A 17,334-nucleotide genomic window follows, 5' to 3' on the forward strand; every position below is an offset into this window, starting at 1 on the left:
TCGGGCCGCGCCGTCACGCCGGCATCGGCACCCGGGCCGCGAGCGGGTCGATCAGCGCCTCGATCGCCACCGGCTCGTCCCATTCCAGCCGCACCGTCACGACCGTCACCCGGTTGCGATAGGCGGGCGGCAGACGCACCCAATCCTTCTTCGTCGTCACCGGCGTGGCGCGCAGAGTCTCGGCTTCGGCGAACAGGTCGCGCAGGTCGCCCTCGTCATAGGGGTAGTGGTCGGCATAGGCCTGCCGCCCCGCGATGAAGGCGCCGGCCTCCTGCAGCGTGGCGAAGAATTTCCGCGGATTGGCGATGCCGCAGAAGGCGAAGACCGGCTGGCCGGACAGGAGCTCCGTCTCCGGCCCGGGTACGAGCCGTGCGCGCAGGACAGGCAGCGCCTCGGGCAGCTGCGCCAGCGCCCCGGTTTCGTCCTCCCCGATCAGCACGGCCGCGCGGCTGCGCGCGGCCGCGGCGGCGACCGGTTCGCGCAGCGGCCCGGCCGGGATGACCCGGCCATTGCCGAAGCCGTAGGACCCGTCGATCACCAGCAGCGACAAATCCTTCTCGAGCGTCGGATTCTGCAGCCCGTCATCCATGACGATGGCTTGCGCCCCGCCCGCGATCGCCGCCTGCGCGCCGGCGGCGCGGTCGGCCGCGACCCAGGTCGGGCGCTCGGCGGCCAGCAGCAATGCCTCGTCGCCCACCGCAGTGCTGTCATGCTGCGCCGGGTCCACGCGCGCAGGCCCCTTGATCCGGCCGCCATAGCCGCGCAGCAGGAAATGCGCGTTGATGCCGCGATTGCCGAGCCGCCGCCCGATATCGAGCGCGACGGTCGTCTTGCCGGCCCCGCCGGCCGTGGCATTGCCGCAGCACAGCACCGGCACCGGCGCCGTCCATCCATGGCGCGCCATACGCCGCGCCGTGGTCGCGGCATACAGGGCGGAGACGGGCGAGAGCAGGAAAGGCACGAGCCCCCCGCCACCGCCGCTCCAGAACTCAGGAGCGCGCATCAGTTCGTGTCGTCCACCTTCACAATAGCCCCCGCGGCCCGGAGGCTTCCGGAACCGCCCGCGATCAGCCGCCCGACGCGGCTGCCGCCTTCCCATCCGCAGACAGCAGCGGCAGCAGCGCCGCCGCGACCCGCCCGGGCAATCCGGCCTCCTCGGCCGCGATCCCGGCGGCGGCCTCGGCCTGAGCCCGCCCCCGGTCCGACTCCGTTAGCATGGCGGAAACCGCCTCGGCCAGCGCGGCGGCCGGATCCGTTCCGATATCGATCCTTGTAACCCCACCCACGGCATCGAGTCGCGCCAGGATCTCGGCGAAGTTCCAGGTGTGCGGGCCGGTCAGGACGGGGCAGTGCAGACGCGCGGGCTCCAGCGGGTTCTGCCCGCCATGCGGCACCAGGGACCCGCCGACGAAGGCCAGCCGCGCCAGGCGATAGAAAAGACCGAGCTCGCCAAGCGTGTCCGCGATATAGAGCTCGGCCGTAGGTGATGGATCCTCGCCCGCCGCGCGGCGCGCGACGATGAGGCCGGTGCCGAGGGCGGCAACCTCCGTCCCCCGCTCGGGGTGGCGCGGCACGATCACCGTCAACAGCCCCGGATGCGCGGCGGCGATGCGGCGATGGGCGGCGATGACGATCGCCTCCTCCCCGGGATGCGTGCTGGCGGCCAGGAAGACCGGGCGATCGCCGATCATGGCCGCGAGGCGCCGGCGCTCGGCCTCCTCCACCGGCAGCGGGGCGGCGGCGTATTTCAGGTTGCCCCAGCAGGCCGCGCCGGCGGCGCCGAGGGCGCGGAAGCGCGCCGCATCGGCTTCGGTCTGGCCGAGCACGAGGCGGAATGTCGACAGCAGGCTGCGCGCAAGGCCCGGCACGCGCGCCCACCAGCGCGCCGAGCGCTCGGACATCCGTCCGTTGATCAGCGCGAGTGGAATGTCGCGCGCCGCGACCGCGGCGATCATGTTCGGCCAGATCTCGGATTCGACCAGCACGGCGGCATCGGGCCGCCAGCCATCAAGGAATCGCGCCACCCAGCGCGGCACGTCGAGCGGCACGAAGCGGTGCAGCACGCGCGGTGCCAGCGCGGCCGGAAGGCGCCGCGCGAGCAGCGTCGCCGAGGTGACCGTTCCCGTCGTCAGCAGGATGGTCAATGCCGGATCGGCGGTGGCCAGCGCCTCGATCAGCGGCAGGACGGACAGGGTCTCGCCGACGCTTGCCGCATGCAGCCACAGCAATCGCCCGGCGGGTCGGTCGGCGTTCAGGCCGTAGCGCTCGGGCAGGCGGTCCGCGATCTCCTTGCCGCGCGCGACGCGGCGGCGAAGGTGCAAGGGCAGCGCCGGCGCGATCGCCGTCGTACCCCAGTGCCAGACGCAGCCCCCGATCGTCACCGGCGCCTCATGCAGCGAGCGCATCCGCCTGGTCGCAGGCGGCCGTCAGCGCGGCGGCGATGGCCGGCAGCGCGGCGTCCGCCCCGTCCCGCGGCACGGCGATGGGCGGCCCCATGACCGCGACGCCGCGCGCGAAGGGCAGCGGGAAACGCATCCGGTCCCAGGACCGCGCCAGCCGCATGCGCGTCGACGCCACGGCGCAGGGCAGCACCGGCACGCCGGTCAGGGCGGCGAGCTGTGCGACCCCCGGCGCTGCGATCCGCGCCGGCCCGCGCGGCCCGTCCGGCGTGATGACCGCGACCCCGCCATGGGACAGGATCCGCGCCAGGCCGCGCAGTCCCGCCGCACCGCCCTTCGAGGAGGAGGCGTGCACGACGTCGATCCCGAAGGGCCGCACCGCGGCCGCGATCAGCCGTCCGTCCCGGTGGCGCGAGATCAGCACCTGGGCCCGGCGCCCGCCGGACTGGGGCACCCGCTTGGCAAGCAGGCGCCAGCCGAGCGCCGCGAGCGGCAGCCGTTCGTGCCAGAAAGCGAGGATCATCGGCTGGTCGGCGAAGGGGCGGGCATGGTCCTCCCCCACCAGGGTCCAGCGCGTCGTCCCCCAGACCACCCGCAGGTAGACCGCGACCAGCCACGCCAGCAGCCCCTGCACCGCGGGGTGGCGGATCAGTCGTTTCGCCATGGGAGGGTGCGAAGGGCGGGGGTCACGAGCCGGCCCTAGCACGCCCGGGCGCGGCGGCGAAGGCGGCCCCCCGCGCGAAGGGCCGGCGATTTGCAACGCGACGGCAATGGTGGCGGGCGCGCAGGGCGCGTAGTCTGGCGCCGACATCATCCTGTGTTCGAGGGGCAGGCGGCATGGTCGAGGCGCGTGAGGGGCAGGTTTCGTGGCGTGCCGGGACCTTGGCGACGGTGGGGCTGGCGGCCGTGCTGACGCTCGCCGGCTGCAAGGACGCCGCGCCGCCGGCGCGCCAGGCCGGCCCGCCGCCGGCGGTCGGCGTCCAGCGCGTCGCGATGCAGTCCATCACGCCGGCGGCGGAGTTCATCGGCCGCGTCGAGGCCATCGACAAGGTCGACGTCCGCGCCCGCGTCACCGGCTTCCTCTACGCGCGGCACTTCAATGAAGGCGACGCGGTGAAGGCCAACGACCTGCTCTTCACCATCGAGCAGGCGCCCTTCGCCGCCGAGGTCGCACTGCGCCAGGCGCAGGTCGACCGTGGCGTCGCGGACCTCAACTACGCCACCGCCCAGGTGGCGCGCGGGCGGGAACTGGTGCGCACCAACGCCATCCCGCAATCGACGCTGGATGAACGCATCGCCGCCGAAGCCCAGGCCAAGGCGGAGATCGAGGCCGCGCGCGCGCAGCTCGAACAGGCGCGCATCCAGTACGGCTACACCGAGATCCGCGCCGCCTTCGACGGGCGCGCAGGTCGCTCCCCGCTCAGCCCGGGCAACGTGGTGGGGCCCGATTCGGGCGTGCTCGTCACCATCGTCCGCGAGGACCCGATCCGCGTGAACTTCCCCGTCACCCAGCGCGAATTGCTCCGGGTGCGGCGGGCGAGCGGCACCAACGGCGCTCCGGACGGCGTGCAGGTGCGCGTGCGCCTGCCCGACGGCACGCTGATGGATACGACCGGGCGGATCGATTTCGTCGACGTCACCGCCAACCGCTCGACGGACTCGGTGCTGGTGCAGGCCGTCGTGCCGAATGCCCAGCGGCTGCTCACCGACGGCCAGGCCGTCGCGGTGGTGGTGGAGGCTCCCGAGCGGCGCCATGCGATCGTCATTCCCCAGTCCGCGCTGCAGATCGATCAGCAGGGGGCTTTCGTCCTCGTGGTCGGGGCGGACAACAAGGTCGAGGTCAAGCGCATCCGCACCAACGCCGGCCCGGCGGGCCAGGTCGTCGTGACCGAAGGGCTCGAGGTCGGCCAGCTCATCATCACCGAGGGCTCGCAGGGCGCCCGGCCCGGCCAGCCGGTCACGCCACGCCCGCAGGATGCCCCGCCCCTCGGCGCCGATCCCGCCACCCCGGCTCGCGGCGGCTGAGTCCATGATCAGCAAGGTCTTCGTCGATCGGCCGCGCCTGGCGGTCGTCATCGCCATCGTCATGACGATCGCCGGCATCGTCGCGCTGAAGCAGATCCCGGTCGCGCAGTTCCCGGACATCGTGCCGCCGCAGGTCTCGGTCACGGCCTTCTTCCCCGGTGCCTCCGCCGAGGTGGTGGAGGCGACGGTCGCCCAGCCGATCGAGAGCCAGGTCAACGGCGTGGACAACATGATCTACATGCGGTCCACCAGCGGCAATGACGGGTCCTACAACCTCACCGTCTCCTTCCGCGTCGGCACCGATCCGGACCAGAACACCACCAACGTGAACAACCGCGTGCAGCTCGCGCTGGCGCAGCTGCCCGAGGAAGTGCAGCGCCAGGGCCTGACGGTGCGCAAGAAGTCCTCGGCGCTGCTGCAGGTCATCACGTTGCGTTCGGTCAGCGGGGAGCAAGACCCGCTCTTCCTGTCGAACTACGCGACCATCAACATCATGGACGTGCTGAAGCGCGTCCCCGGCGTCGGCGACGCGTCGATGTTCGGTGCGCGCGACTACGCCATGCGCATCTGGTTCGAAACGGACCGGCTGACGGCGCTCAATCTGACGCCGAACGACATCGTCTCGGCCATCCGCGCGCAGAATCAGGTCGCGCCGCTGGGGCGGATCGGGGCGCAGCCCTCGTCCAACGACACCTCCTACCAGCTCAATATCCGCACCACCGGCCGGCTCGAGGACGTGGAGCAGTTCGGCGCCATCCTGGTGCGCGCGAACCCCGACGGATCCGTCCTGCGCGTGCGTGACGTCGCCAGGATCGAGCTCGGCGCCTGGAACCAGGACCAGGCGATGACGCTGAACGGGCAGGACGCGATCGGCATCCAGATCTACCTGGCCCCCGGCGCCAATGCGGTCGGCACGGCGGAAGCGGTGGCCCAGACCATGCGCGGCCTCGCCGCCCGCTTCCCGCAGGGCGTCGAATACGCGGTCACCTACGACACCACGGGCTTCGTGAAGCTGACGATCGAGGTCGTCATCCACACCCTGATCGAGGCCTTCGTCCTCGTCGTGCTGGTGGTCTTCATCTTCCTCGGTTCCGTCCGCGCGACGCTCATCCCGCTCATCGCCGTGCCGGTCAGCCTGATCGCGACCTTCGTGGTCATGAACGCGATGGGCTATTCGGCCAACACCGTCTCGCTGCTGGCCATGGTGCTCGCCATCGGCATCGTGGTGGACGACGCCATCGTGGTGGTCGAGGCGGTCGAGGCGAAGATGGAGGAGAACCATTCGCTGTCCGTCGCCGATGCGACGAAGGCGGCGATGGAGACCATCACCGCGCCGATCATCGCCATTACCCTGGTGCTGCTGTCGGTCTTCGTGCCGCTCGCCTTCATCCCGGGCATCTCGGGTGAGCTGTTCCGCCAGTTCGCGGTCGTCGTCTCGGTCGGGATGTTCTTCTCGGCGATCAACGCGCTGACGCTCTCGCCGGCGCTCTGCGCCGTCCTGCTCTCGGCGCATCACGGCCCGAAGAAGGGGATCATGGGGCGCATCTCGCGCGGGATCGACCGGGTGCGGGACGGCTACGCCGGGCTGGTCACCCGGCTCGTGCGCATCGCCGCCATCTCGCTCGTGCTGCTGGCGGCCTTCGGCGCCGGCATCGTCGGCGTCGGAGCCCGCACGCCGACCGGCTTCCTGCCGCAGGAGGACCAGGGCGCCTTCTTCGCGGAGGTGGCCCTGCCCGACGGCGCCTCGCTGAACCGCACGCGGGTCATCGCCGGCCAGGTCGAGGCGGCGATCCGCGACCTGCCGGGCGTGCAGGACGTCATGACGATCAGCGGCTACTCGATGCTGAACGGCCTCGCGCAGTCGAACTCCGCCATCATCATCGTCACGCTCAAGCCCTTCTCGGAGCGGACGGCGCCGGGCACGGACGTGAATGCGCTCATCCGCGCGACGCTCGCGCGCACGGCTGCCGTGCCGGCCCGCGTCATTCCCTTCAACCTGCCGCCCATCGTGGGCCTCGGCACCGCCGGCGGCTTCGAGTTCCAGCTGCAGAACCTCGAAGGCCGTCCCGTGGGCGAGATGGCAGCGGTCATGCGCGCCCTGGTGCTGGCCGCGAACCAGGATCCGAATCTCACCCGCGTGTTCTCGACCTTCGCGGCCTCGACGCCCTCGGTCTTCCTCGACATCGACCGTGACCGCGCGCAGGTGCTCGGGGTGTCGCTGAACGACATCTTCTCCGCCCTGTCCTCGGCGATGGGCGGGGCCTATGTGAACGACTTCAACCTGTTCGGCCGCACCTGGAAGGTCAGTCTGCAGGCCGAGCAGGCCGATCGCGCGGGCATCCCGGACATCTACCGCGTCCATGTTCGCAACCGGGACGGGGAGATGATCCCGCTCCGCGCGCTGGCCGATGCGCGCATCGAGTTCGGCCCGCAATCCATCATCCGCTACAACAACGTCCGCAGCCTGACGATCAACGGGGAGCCGGCCGCCGGGCGGTCCTCCGGCGATGGCCTCGCGGCCATGGAACGCGTGGCGGCCGCGACGCTGCCGGCGGGCTATTCCTATGAATGGACGGGCACGGCCTTCCAGGAAAAGGCGGCGGCCGGGCAGACGGGGACGATCCTCGCCCTCGCCGTCCTGTTCGCCTTCCTCTTCCTGGTGGGCCTCTACGAATCCTGGACCATCCCGGTGCCGGTGCTGCTGTCGGTCTCGGTGGGCGTGCTGGGGGCGATGATCTCGATCGGACCAGCAGGCCTGGCGCTGGACCTCTATGCCCAGGTCGGCATCGTGGTGCTGATCGCGCTCGCGGCGAAGAACGGCATCCTCATCATCGAGTTCGCGAAGGAACAGCGCGAGCACGCGGGGAAGTCGATCCAGGAGGCAGCAACCCTGGGCGCGAAGCTGCGCTTCCGCGCGGTGATGATGACCTCCTTCGCCTTCATCCTCGGCCTCTACCCCCTGGTGGTGGCCGAAGGCGCGTCGGAGATCAGCCGCCGTGCCGTCGGCACGCCGGTCTTCTGGGGCATGCTGGCGGCCTCCTCGGTCGGCATCTTCATGATCCCGATGCTCTACGTCGTGTTTCAGACCGTTCGCGAAAAGCTGAAGTCCCGGCTGCTGGGCTGGAAGCCGCCGGAGCCTGCGGCGGCGCCCGACGACGGCGCTGCGCCGCACGCTTGACCCGGCGCGCCCGCCGCACGATCTCTGTTACAACCGCGGCGGCCTTCCGCCCCCGCCCCACATGGAGACATCCCCCCGATGGGTGACCTCACCAAGCCCGTCTCGGACGACACCTTCAAGCAGGACGTGCTGGAGGCGCCGGGCCCGGTGCTCGTGGATTTCTGGGCCGAATGGTGCGGCCCGTGCCGCATGGTCGCGCCGATCCTGGACGAGCTTGCCGCCGAATATGCCGGCAAGCTGACCGTTGCGAAGGTGAACATCGACGACAATCCGATGACGCCGACCGAGTATGCCGTGCGCGGCATCCCGACCATGATCCTGTTCAAGGACGGCAAGCCGCTCGACACCAAGGTCGGCGCCATGCCGAAGGGCCAGCTCAAGGCCTGGATCTCGGGCGCCATCGGCGAGTGATCCCGCCCCGGGGCGCCCCGCGCGCCCCGGCTTCGCCCGCCCGGCCCCGCCGCGGTGCAGGAGGCCGCGCCTGCCCACCGAGTCGCCGCTTGTCCGACGCAGCCTGTTCCTCGGCCTTGCGCTCGCCATCACGGTGGGGCTGGTGGCGCTTGCCGTCGCCGTGCTGGCACCGGGCGGCTGGACGGCGTGGGAAATCCTGATCCTCCTCTGCTACCTCGGCACCGTCCCCTGGAGCGCGCTGTCCGCGGCGAATGCCCTGGTGGGGCTGGTCATCCTGCTGGCCGCCAAGGACCCGCCGGCAGCCGTCCTGCCGGCGCTCCGCGCGGCCCGTCCCGACCCACCCAGCGGGCGCACCGCCATCGCCATCTGCATCCGCAATGAGGACATGGGCGCCGTGCTGCCGCCGCTCGGCCGGCTGATGGATGGGCTGCCGCCGGACCTTTTCGCGCTCTGGGTGCTGTCGGATACGCCCGGCGGCCCCAGCGCCGAAGCCGAGGAAGCCGCGGTCCGGACCTTCGCCGCCGACCGCCCCAACGTCCATTACCGCCGCCGATCCGTGAACGAGGGCTTCAAGGCCGGCAACGTGATGGATTTCCTCGATCATCACGCGGCGGGCCTCGACTACTTCCTCTGCCTCGACGCCGATTCGGAGATGACGCCGGCCGCCGTGCTGCGCCTCGTCGCCTGCATGGAGGCCGATGATCGGCTCGCCATCGTCCAGCAGCTGATCCATGGCCTGCCGGCCACCGCGGCCTTCCCGCGCCTGTTCCAGTTCGGCATGCGCCAGGGCATGCGGTCCTGGGCGACCGGCCAGGCCTGGTGGCAGGGCGACGAGGGCCCCTATTGGGGCCACAACGCGCTGATCCGCATCGCGCCGTTCCGCGAGCTCTGCCGGCTGGAACCCCTGCCCGACGGGTCGCGCATCCTCTCCCACGACCAGGTCGAGGCGACGCGCCTGCACGCCGCCGGCTGGAAGGTGCGGGTGCTGCCCGACGACACCGGCAGCGCCGAGGGCAACCCGCCGACCTTCGGCGATTTCGTCATCCGCGACCTGCGCTGGGCGGGGGGGAACATGCAGTACCTCGCGCTGCTGCGCCTGCCGGGCATGACGCCGATGGCGCGCTGGCAGCTGATGCAGGCCATCCTCCTCTTCCTCGGCGCGCCGCTCTGGTGCGCGATCCTCGTGCTGGCCGCCGGCAACGCCCTGACGGGCGGCGGGGCGACGACCCCGACCGGTGCGCTGGTCGCGCTGCTGGCGGCGACCTGGGCCTGCCACTATGCCCCGAAGCTGGCGGGCTATGCCGAGGTGCTGCTGAAGCCGGCGCTGGCCGACCGCTATGGCGGGCGCACCGCCTTCGCCCGCGGCGCGGCGGCCGAGATCGCCTTCACCACCCTGATGGAACCGGCGCGGCTGATGGCGCAGACGCTGTTCCTGATCGCCCTGCCCTTCGGGCTCAAGGTCGGCTGGACGGCGCAGAACCGGGCCGATCGCGGCGTTTCCTGGGTCGATGCGGCGCGGCAATTCTGGCCGCCGACGCTGGCGGGACTGGTACTGACCTGGCTCTTCGCCATGGCCTCGCCGCTGGCCCTGCTGCTGGCCCTGCCGGTGCTGGCCTCGCTGCTGCTCACCATCCCCTTCGCGGTGGTCACCGCCGATCCCGGTGTCTCCGCCCGGCTGCGCCACGCCGGGATCTGCGCGTTGCCCGAGGAGATCGGCGGAGCAATGCGCTAGAATGCCGCGATGCGCTCGCTGAAAGCCCTGCTGCGCCCCCCGCTCCTGCTCCTCGCCTTCCTCTGGGTGGTGCTGGAGGAGACCCTGTGGTCCTGGTCCAAGGCCATCGGCGGGCTGATCGCGCGCATCCCGCTCTTCGCGGTTCTCGAGCGCCTGATCCTGCGACTCGACGCGCGGATGGTGCTGCTGATCTTCGCCATCCCGATCGCGCTGCTGTTCCCCGTGAAGATCGCCGCGCTTTGGCTCATCACCAACGGCCAGCCACTGGGCGGGCTCGCGGTGCTTTTGGCGGCCAAGACGATCGGCACGGCCTTCTCGGCGCGCCTCTACGTGGTCGCGGAGCCGAAGCTGATGACGATCCCGATCTTCGCGAAGGTGCGGAACTGGGTGGTCGCGCTGCTCGCCCGGGCACACGCGTTCCTCGATTCCTCGCCCGCCTGGCAGGCGGTGCGCCATGCGATGAAGCGGGCGAAGGCCGCGATCCATGCGGCAGCGCGCCGCGTGCGCCTGGCGTTGCTCGGCGAGGCGCCCTCGCTGCTCGAGCGTGTGCGCTCCGCGCGCCGCACGTGGCGAGGCCAGGCGTGAGCGCGCGCCTGCGGCTCTACGCCGCGATCTCCCTCGATGGCTGCCTCGCGGACGACCGCGGCGAGGTCGGCTGGCTGCACCCCTTCGATGTGCAGGATTACGGCATGGCCGGCTTCCTCGCCGGCATCGGTACGGTGCTGACGGGCCGTGCGACCTACGACCAGGCACGCGGATTCGGGGATTGGCCCTATGCGGGCAAGCGTGTCGTCGTGCTGACGCGCCGCCCGCTGGACGCCGACCCACCCGCCGGCGTCGAGGCCATGCAGGGCGAGATCGGATCCGTCGTGGCGCGCCTGCGCGCCGAAACGACGGGCGACATCTGGTTGCTCGGCGGCGCGGCCGTGGCGCAGGCCTGCCTCGCGCTCGACCTCGTCGACTCGCTGGAGCTCTTCGTCATTCCCCTGGTGCTCGGCGCGGGCCTGCGGCTGTTCTCGCCCGCCGGCATGCCGCAGGGTTGGCGGCTGGAGGCGGCGACGACCTATGCGAACGGCGTGGTGGGGCTGACCTACCACCGGGCTTGATCGAACGCGAACGAAGCGCGAACGTGCGGCATGGACGTCCCGGCCCGCACCCTCGCCGTCACCCGCGCCGCCGCGCGCTTCTGCGCCCTGCGCGGCTGGGCGCCGGTCGAGCAGGTGCCCCTGCCCGACGGCCGCCGCGCCGACATCCTCGCCCTGCAGCCGACCGGCGACTTCACGATCATCGAGGTGAAGTCCTGCGCGCGGGACTACCTGTCCGACGGCAAATGGCCGGACTACCGGGCCTGGTGCGACCGGCTCTACTTCGCCGTGGACCTCGACTTCCCGCAGGACCTGCTGCCGGACGACATCGGGTTGATCGTCGCCGAGGACCGCGAGGCGGCGCTGCTGCGCGACGCGCCGGAACATCGGCTGGCGCCGGCGCGGCGACGATCGTTGCTCCATCGGTACGCGATGCTGGCGGGCGGGAGGCTCGCGGCGCTGGCGGATCCGACAGGGGCGGCGGAAATGCGGGCGGCGCTCAGGGTGGAATAGGAGGGGCTCCGCCCCTCCAAACCTCCCCGCCAAAGGCCGAAAGGCCTTTGGAAACCGTTATCCGCCGCGGAGGGGGCAATGCCAGGTTTCCATTGGCCTTTCGGCCGATGGGAACCCGTGGCAGGGAGAGGCCGAGAGGGGCAGCGCCCTTCCCGGTCGTGCATCAGCCCTTGATGCGCGCCACCGTCGCTGTCGTCGAATTCCCCGGCAGCAGTTCCGCGAGCTTCACCTGCCCGCCGTAGTCCAGAACGATGTTCCCGCCGACCACCTGCTCGACCGTGTAGTCCGAACCCTTCACCAGCACGTCGGGGCGCAGTTCGCGGATCAGTTCGATGGGCGTGTCCTCGTCGAACAGCGTCACGCAGTCGACTGTCGCGAGTGACGCCAGCACGGCCGCGCGCGCCGCCTCCGACTGGATCGGCCGGGCCGGGCCCTTCAGCCGCTTCACGGAAGCATCCGTGTTCAGCCCGACGACGAGCCGGTCGCACCAGGACCGCGCCTGCTCCAGCAGGTGCACATGGCCGGGATGCAGCAGGTCGAAGCAACCGTTGGTGAAGCCGATGCGCCAGCCGCGGCGGCGCCAGCGTTCCACCTGCTCCAACGCGGCGGACCGGTTCATCACCTTGCGCAGCGCCCCGCGCTCGGGCGTCAGCGCCTCGAGCAGTTCTTCCTCGCGCGCCACGGCCGTGCCGACCTTGCCGACCACGATGCCGGCGGCGATGTTCGCGAGCCGCGCCGCGACCGGCAGCTTCAGACCAGCGGCCATGCCCGCCGACAGGGTCGACACCACCGTGTCCCCGGCGCCAGAGACGTCGTGCACCTCCTCGGCCTCGGCGGGGAAGTGGTGGATGCGCCCGTCCTCGAGCAGCGTCATCCCGTCCTCGCTGCGCGTGACCAGCACGGCGCGGAAGTCGTGGGCCTGCTGCAGCGTGCGCATGGCGTCGAGGATCGCTTCCTCGGTGTCCACCGGCAGGCCCGTGGCCTCGGCGAGCTCGGCACGGTTCGGGGTGATCAGGTCCGCCCCGGCGTAGCGCGAATAGTCCCGGCCCTTGGGGTCGACCACCACCGGCCGGCCCGCCGCGTGCGCAGCGTCGATCAGCCGCTTGGCCGTCGTCCCGTCGAGGACGCCCTTGCCGTAGTCGGACAGCACCAGGACGGTCGTCGCGGCCACTGCATCGCCGGCGATCTTGACCATGCGATCGGCGAGGCGGGGATGGATGCCCTGCACCACCTCCTGGTCCGCGCGGAGCATGTGCTGGCCATTGGCGATGAAACGGGTCTTCGTCGTGGTGTGGCGGCCGCCCTGGACCAGCAGCCAGGGTTCGACACCCGGCTGGCCGCCGATCAGGCCTGTGAGGTCGCTCCCCGCCTGGTCGTCGCCGACCACCGACACGAAGGCGACGGCGGCGCCGAGGGCGGTGAGGTTCCGCACGACGTTGCCCGCGCCGCCCGGCATCGCGACCTCGCGCTCCACCGCCAGGACCGGAACGGGTGCCTCGGGGCTGATGCGCTTGACGGTGCCGTAGACGTAGCGGTCGAGCATCGCGTCGCCGACCACGAGCACGGAGGCGCGACGGAGCGCCCGGACCGCGGCGACGAGGTCCGCCACAGGAATTTCCGGCATCGGCCGGTCGGTCTCGGGCGTGGGGCCTTCCATGGTTACAGCCCTACCCTGCCATCGTGTTGCAACGCAAGGTAACGCTCACGACCCAGCCATGGTCAGACCCTCGATCCGCACGGTCGGGCAGTCCATGCCCGTGCGAAACCGCAGGTCGTTGGCCGGAATCATGTTGAGGAACATATCCTTGAGGTTGCCCGCGACGGTCACCTCGCTGACCGGTTCGGCCAGTTGCCCGTCGCGGATCATGAAGCCCGCTGCGCCGCGGCTGTAGTCGCCGGTCAGGCCGTTGATGCTCGAGCCCATCATCTCGGTGACGTAAAGGCCTTCGCGGATATCGGCCATGAGTTCGGCCGGGCTGGCCGTCCCGGGCAGGAGCCACAGGTTCGACGGCGCCGGGCCGGGCGGCCCCGCCGTCCCGCGCACCGCATGGCCGGTCGAGGCGAGGCCGAGCTGCCGTGCGCTGCGCCAATCCATGAACCAGGTCGTCAGCACGCCGTCGGCGACGATGTCGCGGACCGCGCCGGGCATGCCTTCCCCATCGAAGGGACGGGACCGCAGGCCGCGCCGGCGAAACGGGTCATCCCGCACGGTCAGCCCGGCGGCGAGTACCTGCTGCCCCATCCGGTCCTTCAGGAAGGACGTCCCGCGCGCCACCGCGGCACCGTTGATCGCCCCCGACAGATGGCCGAGCAGGCTGCCCGACACGCGCGGGTCGTAGACCACCGGCAGGCGCGCCGTCTTGGGCCGGGTCGGATTCAGCCGGCGCACCGCCTGTTCCCCCGCCCGGCGGCCGATCGCGGCCGGGTCCTCGAGGTCCGAGAGGTAGACCGTGCTGCCCCAGTCGTAGTCGCGCTCCATGCCCGTCCCGCTGCCCGCGAGCGCGGTCGCCGAGATGGTGTGCGCGCTGCGGACATAGCCGCCGGCCAAACCCGTCGAGGCGACGAGGGCGATCTCGAAGCGTCCCCAGCTCGCATCCGCGCCTTCGCTGTTGGTGACGCCCTTCACGGCGAGCGCGGCTTCCTCGGCCGCCGCCGCGCGCTGCAGCAGCGATTCCGCGCTGGGCTCGACTGGATCCTCGAGGTCGAGGTCGACCGGCGGGATCGGCACAAGATCCGCCAGGCCCGCGAAGGGATCCTCGGGCACCACGCGCGCCATGGCGACGGTGCGCTCCGCGAGCGCGGCGAAGCTGCGCGGGTCCGGATCGTTGGAGGAGACGATCGCCTGACGCTTGCCGACGAAGACGCGCAGGCCGATGTCGAAGCCCTCGGCGCGTTCCAATTGCTCGATGGCACCGAGGCGGCGCTTCACCGAGAGCGCGGTCGAGGCGACGAGGACGGCGTCCGCCGCGTCGGCGCCGGCGCGCTTCGCGGCGGCGATCAGGTCGGACAGGGTGGAGAGGCGATCCATCTCGGCTCCTTGGCGGGGGAGAAGGGAACGTCTCCCCCGCACCCCCTCAACCTTTTCTGACTTCTGGCGCCGGTCCCCCAACGGACAAGGACGGTTGGGGGGTGCAGGCTTCAGGCGGCGAGCCGCTCCATGATCGCGTCGACGCCCGGCACATGCTCCGCCGGGCCCATGGCCGCGAGCGTCGGCCGCGCGCGGAACATGCGCGCCGCGGCTTCCTGCACCTGTTCGACGGTGACGGCGGCGATCTTCGCCTTGGTCTCCTCGACCGGGATGACGCGGCCGAAGACCTGGAGCTGGCGCGCGAGCTGCTCGCAGCGGCTGCCCGTGCTCTCGAGCGACATCAGCAGCGAGGCGCGCAGCTGAGCCTTGGCGCGGGCGAGCTCCTCCTCGGTGACGTCGCGCTGGACCGCGCGCAGCGCCTCGATCGTCACGGGCATCAGCTCCCCGGCCTCCTTCTCGCCGGTGCCGGCGTAGATCTGGAACAGTCCGTGATCCCGGAACGGGGAGGCGAAGGAGTAGATCGAATAGACCAGGCCGCGCTTCTCGCGGATCTCCTGGAACAGGCGCGACGACATGCCGCCGCCGAGCAGCGTCGAGAGCAGCTGCGTCGGGTAGTGCAGCGGATCGCCATGCTTCACCGAAGGGAAGCCGAGCACGATGTGCACCTGGTCGAGGTCGCGCGTCTCGCGGAACTCGCCGCCCGCATAGAGCGCGGCCTCCGGGGTCGCGGAGGCGGTCTGCGGCAGGTCGGCGAAATGCGTGCGCACGAGGTCGAGCAGCGCGTCGTGCTCCAACGCGCCCGCCGCCGCGACGACCATCGCGCCCGGGCCGTAGTGCGTGCGCATGTAGCCGGTCAGCGCCTCGCGGCTCATCGCCTTGATCGTGTCCTCGGTGCCGAGGACGGGGCGGCCCATGGGCTGCGCCGGATAGGCGGTTTCCTGGAAGTGGTCGAAGACGATGTCGTCCGGCGTGTCGTTCGCCTGGCCGATCTCCTGCAGGATCACGCCGCGCTCGCGCTCGATCTCCTCGGGCACGAAGGTGGAGTGCGTCAGGATGTCGCCGATGATGTCGACGGCGAGCGCCGTGTCCTCCTTCAGCACCTTGGCGTAGAAGGCGGTCTGCTCGCGGGCGGTGTAGGCGTTGAGGTGCCCGCCGACATTCTCGATCTCGCGCGAGATCGCCGCGGCGTCGCGGCGCGCGGTGCCCTTGAAGGCCATGTGCTCGAGGAAGTGGGACACGCCGTTGACGTCGGCCGTCTCGTGCCGCGTGCCGGCGGCGACATAGGCGCCGACCGAGACGGTCTCGACGCGCGGCATGGTCTCGGAGACGACGGTCAGGCCGTTGGGCAGGCGGGTGACGCGGATCGCGTCGCTGGCGGTCAAGGCGATGCTCCTCGTGGGGACTGGTGCAGTCCCCCTATGTAGCCCGTCGGGGCGGGTTTCGCAGGGGGGCGCGCCGGCTGGGCGGGCACCGCCTCCCCGCGGCGGGCCGCTGACGAGATCACCGCCCGACGCGGCCTCGTCAGGCTGCGTTGCGGCGGGCATGGGCCCGGACCGCGGCCTCGATGACGCCGAGATCGTCCGCCAGGACGCTGAACCGCTCCTCGCGCTCGTACAGATCGGCGAGCCGCGCGGGCAGCGGCGGGCGGAAGCCGGTGGCGCGCTCCACCGCATCGGGGAACTTCGCGGGATGGGCGGTGGCCGCGACGATGGCCGGCACGGCCGGGTCGGCTGGGGCCAGCGCGCGCGCCGCCGCCGTGCCGACGGCGGTGTGCGGGTCGGCCAGGTAGCCCGAGGACGTCCAGAGGTGGCGGATCTCGGCAAGCGTGCCGGCATCGTCGAGCGTGAAGCCGCGGAACAGCGCGGTCGCCTGCTTCCAGGCGGCGTCGGGCACCGGCATGCGGCCTTCGGCGCGGAAGCGCGTCATCGCCTCCGCGGTCGCCGCGGCGTCGCGGCCGAGCAGTTCGAACAGCAGCCGCTCGAAGTTGGACGAGACCTGGATGTCCATCGAGGGCGAGAGCGAGGGCTCGACCGGCTTCGCGCTCATGTCGTTGGACGCCAGGAAGCGCGCGAGGATGTCGTTGCGGTTGGAGCCGATGACGAAGTGGCTGATCGGCAGGCCCATCCGCCGGGCCGCCCAGGCCGCCAGCACGTTGCCGAAATTGCCGGTGGGCACGCTGACCGCGACCTCCCGATCCGGCGCACCGAGCGCGAGCGCGGCCGCGACGTAGTAGGGGATCTGCGCGGCGATGCGCGCCCAGTTGATGGAGTTCACGGCCGAGAGCTTCATCTCGGCGCGGAAGGGCGCGTCGTTGAACATCGCCTTCACCAGGTCCTGGCAGGCGTCGAAGTCGCCCTGGACCGCGATGTTCTTCACGTTCGGCGCCAGCACCGTGGTCATCTGGCGGCGCTGCACCTCGGAGGTGCGGTTCTCGGGGTGCAGGATGACGATGTCGACGGCGCTGCGGTCGCGGCAGGCCTCGATGGCGGCCGAGCCGGTGTCGCCGGAGGTCGCGCCGACGATGGTCACGCGCTCGCCGCGCTTTTCCAGCACGTGGTCGAACATGCGCCCGAGCAGCTGCAGCGCCATGTCCTTGAAGGCGAGCGTCGGCCCGTGGAAGAGCTCGAGCGCGAAGGTCCGGTGGTCGAGCTGGACCAGCGGCACCACGGCGGCGTGGCCGAAGCCGGCATAGGCGTCGCGGCACATCGCCTCGAGCGGCAGGCCACCGGCGCCGAACAGGGAGAGGATGCGCGCGGCGAGGTCCGCATAGGGCAGGCCGCGGAGGGCGCGCCATTCGGCCGGCGTCAGCGTCGGCCAGGTCTCCGGCACGAACAGCCCGCCATCCTCGGCGAGGCCCGCCAGCAGGACGGCTTCGAAATCGCGCGGGGCGGCCTGGCCGCGGGTGGAGATGTAACGCATGGCGGGGTCTTTACCGGCTTGGCGCGGTGGGGGCGAGAGGGCGC

14 protein-coding genes are annotated in these 17,334 nt (G+C 71.5%); 7 read left to right on the top strand and 7 right to left on the bottom strand.

Annotated features, from left to right (window positions below; translation table 11 throughout):
• Positions 1–13: 13 nt before the first annotated feature.
• From lpxK to GWK16_RS04585, 3 genes are all read right to left on the bottom strand, one after another.
• Positions 14–1,003, bottom strand: a complete 990-nt coding sequence (gene lpxK, locus GWK16_RS04575; protein ID WP_170052727.1) for a tetraacyldisaccharide 4'-kinase — start codon at positions 1,001–1,003, stop codon at positions 14–16.
• A gap of 64 nt (positions 1,004–1,067) precedes the next feature.
• A complete protein-coding gene (locus tag GWK16_RS04580; RefSeq protein WP_170052728.1) occupies positions 1,068–2,405 on the bottom strand; it encodes a 3-deoxy-D-manno-octulosonic acid transferase in 1,338 nt (445 codons plus the stop codon).
• The gene (locus GWK16_RS04585; protein ID WP_170052729.1) at positions 2,389–3,063 is read right to left on the bottom strand and encodes a lysophospholipid acyltransferase family protein; all 675 of its coding nucleotides are present in this window, start codon (positions 3,061–3,063) and stop codon (positions 2,389–2,391) included. Before GWK16_RS04585 ends, GWK16_RS04580 begins: the two co-directional genes overlap by 17 nt.
• 173 nt (positions 3,064–3,236) lie before the next feature.
• Between GWK16_RS04585 and GWK16_RS04590 the strand changes: the two genes are divergently transcribed.
• The 7 genes from GWK16_RS04590 (at position 3,237) to GWK16_RS04620 (ending at position 11,343) form a co-directional block, all read left to right on the top strand.
• The gene (locus GWK16_RS04590; RefSeq protein ID WP_170052730.1) at positions 3,237–4,424 is read left to right on the top strand and encodes an efflux RND transporter periplasmic adaptor subunit; all 1,188 of its coding nucleotides are present in this window, start codon (positions 3,237–3,239) and stop codon (positions 4,422–4,424) included.
• A 4-nt stretch (positions 4,425–4,428) separates the two neighbouring features.
• Complete coding sequence (locus tag GWK16_RS04595) at positions 4,429–7,602, top strand: efflux RND transporter permease subunit (protein ID WP_170052731.1); 3,174 nt, start codon at positions 4,429–4,431, stop codon at positions 7,600–7,602.
• A 78-nt stretch (positions 7,603–7,680) separates the two neighbouring features.
• A complete protein-coding gene (gene trxA / locus GWK16_RS04600) occupies positions 7,681–8,013 on the top strand; it encodes a thioredoxin TrxA (protein ID WP_168043038.1) in 333 nt (110 codons plus the stop codon).
• A 70-nt stretch (positions 8,014–8,083) separates the two neighbouring features.
• Entirely contained in the window at positions 8,084–9,745 is a 1,662-nt protein-coding gene (mdoH, locus tag GWK16_RS04605; protein WP_170052896.1) for a glucans biosynthesis glucosyltransferase MdoH, read from the top strand.
• Positions 9,746–9,754: 9 nt separating this feature from the next.
• Complete coding sequence (locus GWK16_RS04610; RefSeq protein ID WP_170052732.1) at positions 9,755–10,330, top strand: hypothetical protein; 576 nt, start codon at positions 9,755–9,757, stop codon at positions 10,328–10,330.
• Positions 10,327–10,851, top strand: a complete 525-nt coding sequence (locus GWK16_RS04615; protein WP_211187051.1) for a dihydrofolate reductase family protein — start codon at positions 10,327–10,329, stop codon at positions 10,849–10,851. Before GWK16_RS04610 ends, GWK16_RS04615 begins: the two co-directional genes overlap by 4 nt.
• Before the next feature lie 30 nt (positions 10,852–10,881).
• Positions 10,882–11,343, top strand: a complete 462-nt coding sequence (locus tag GWK16_RS04620; protein WP_170052733.1) for an MmcB family DNA repair protein — start codon at positions 10,882–10,884, stop codon at positions 11,341–11,343.
• Between the two features lie 163 nt (positions 11,344–11,506).
• Here the strand turns inward: GWK16_RS04620 and rfaE1 are convergent, their stop codons facing one another.
• The 4 genes from rfaE1 to thrC form a co-directional block, all read right to left on the bottom strand.
• Complete coding sequence (gene rfaE1 / locus GWK16_RS04625; protein WP_170052898.1) at positions 11,507–12,967, bottom strand: D-glycero-beta-D-manno-heptose-7-phosphate kinase; 1,461 nt, start codon at positions 12,965–12,967, stop codon at positions 11,507–11,509.
• A 78-nt stretch (positions 12,968–13,045) separates the two neighbouring features.
• Entirely contained in the window at positions 13,046–14,371 is a 1,326-nt protein-coding gene (locus GWK16_RS04630) for a TldD/PmbA family protein (RefSeq protein ID WP_170052734.1), read from the bottom strand.
• A gap of 110 nt (positions 14,372–14,481) precedes the next feature.
• Positions 14,482–15,753 (bottom strand): M16 family metallopeptidase, encoded by a 1,272-nt coding sequence (locus GWK16_RS04635; RefSeq protein WP_277613539.1) that lies wholly within the window; start codon positions 15,751–15,753, stop codon positions 14,482–14,484.
• 139 nt (positions 15,754–15,892) lie between these two features.
• Entirely contained in the window at positions 15,893–17,290 is a 1,398-nt protein-coding gene (gene thrC, locus GWK16_RS04640) for a threonine synthase (protein ID WP_170052735.1), read from the bottom strand.
• Positions 17,291–17,334 lie beyond the last annotated feature (44 nt).

The sequence above is a fragment of the Neoroseomonas marina genome (assembly GCF_012927745.1).
Classification (GTDB): domain Bacteria; phylum Pseudomonadota; class Alphaproteobacteria; order Acetobacterales; family Acetobacteraceae; genus Neoroseomonas; species Neoroseomonas marina.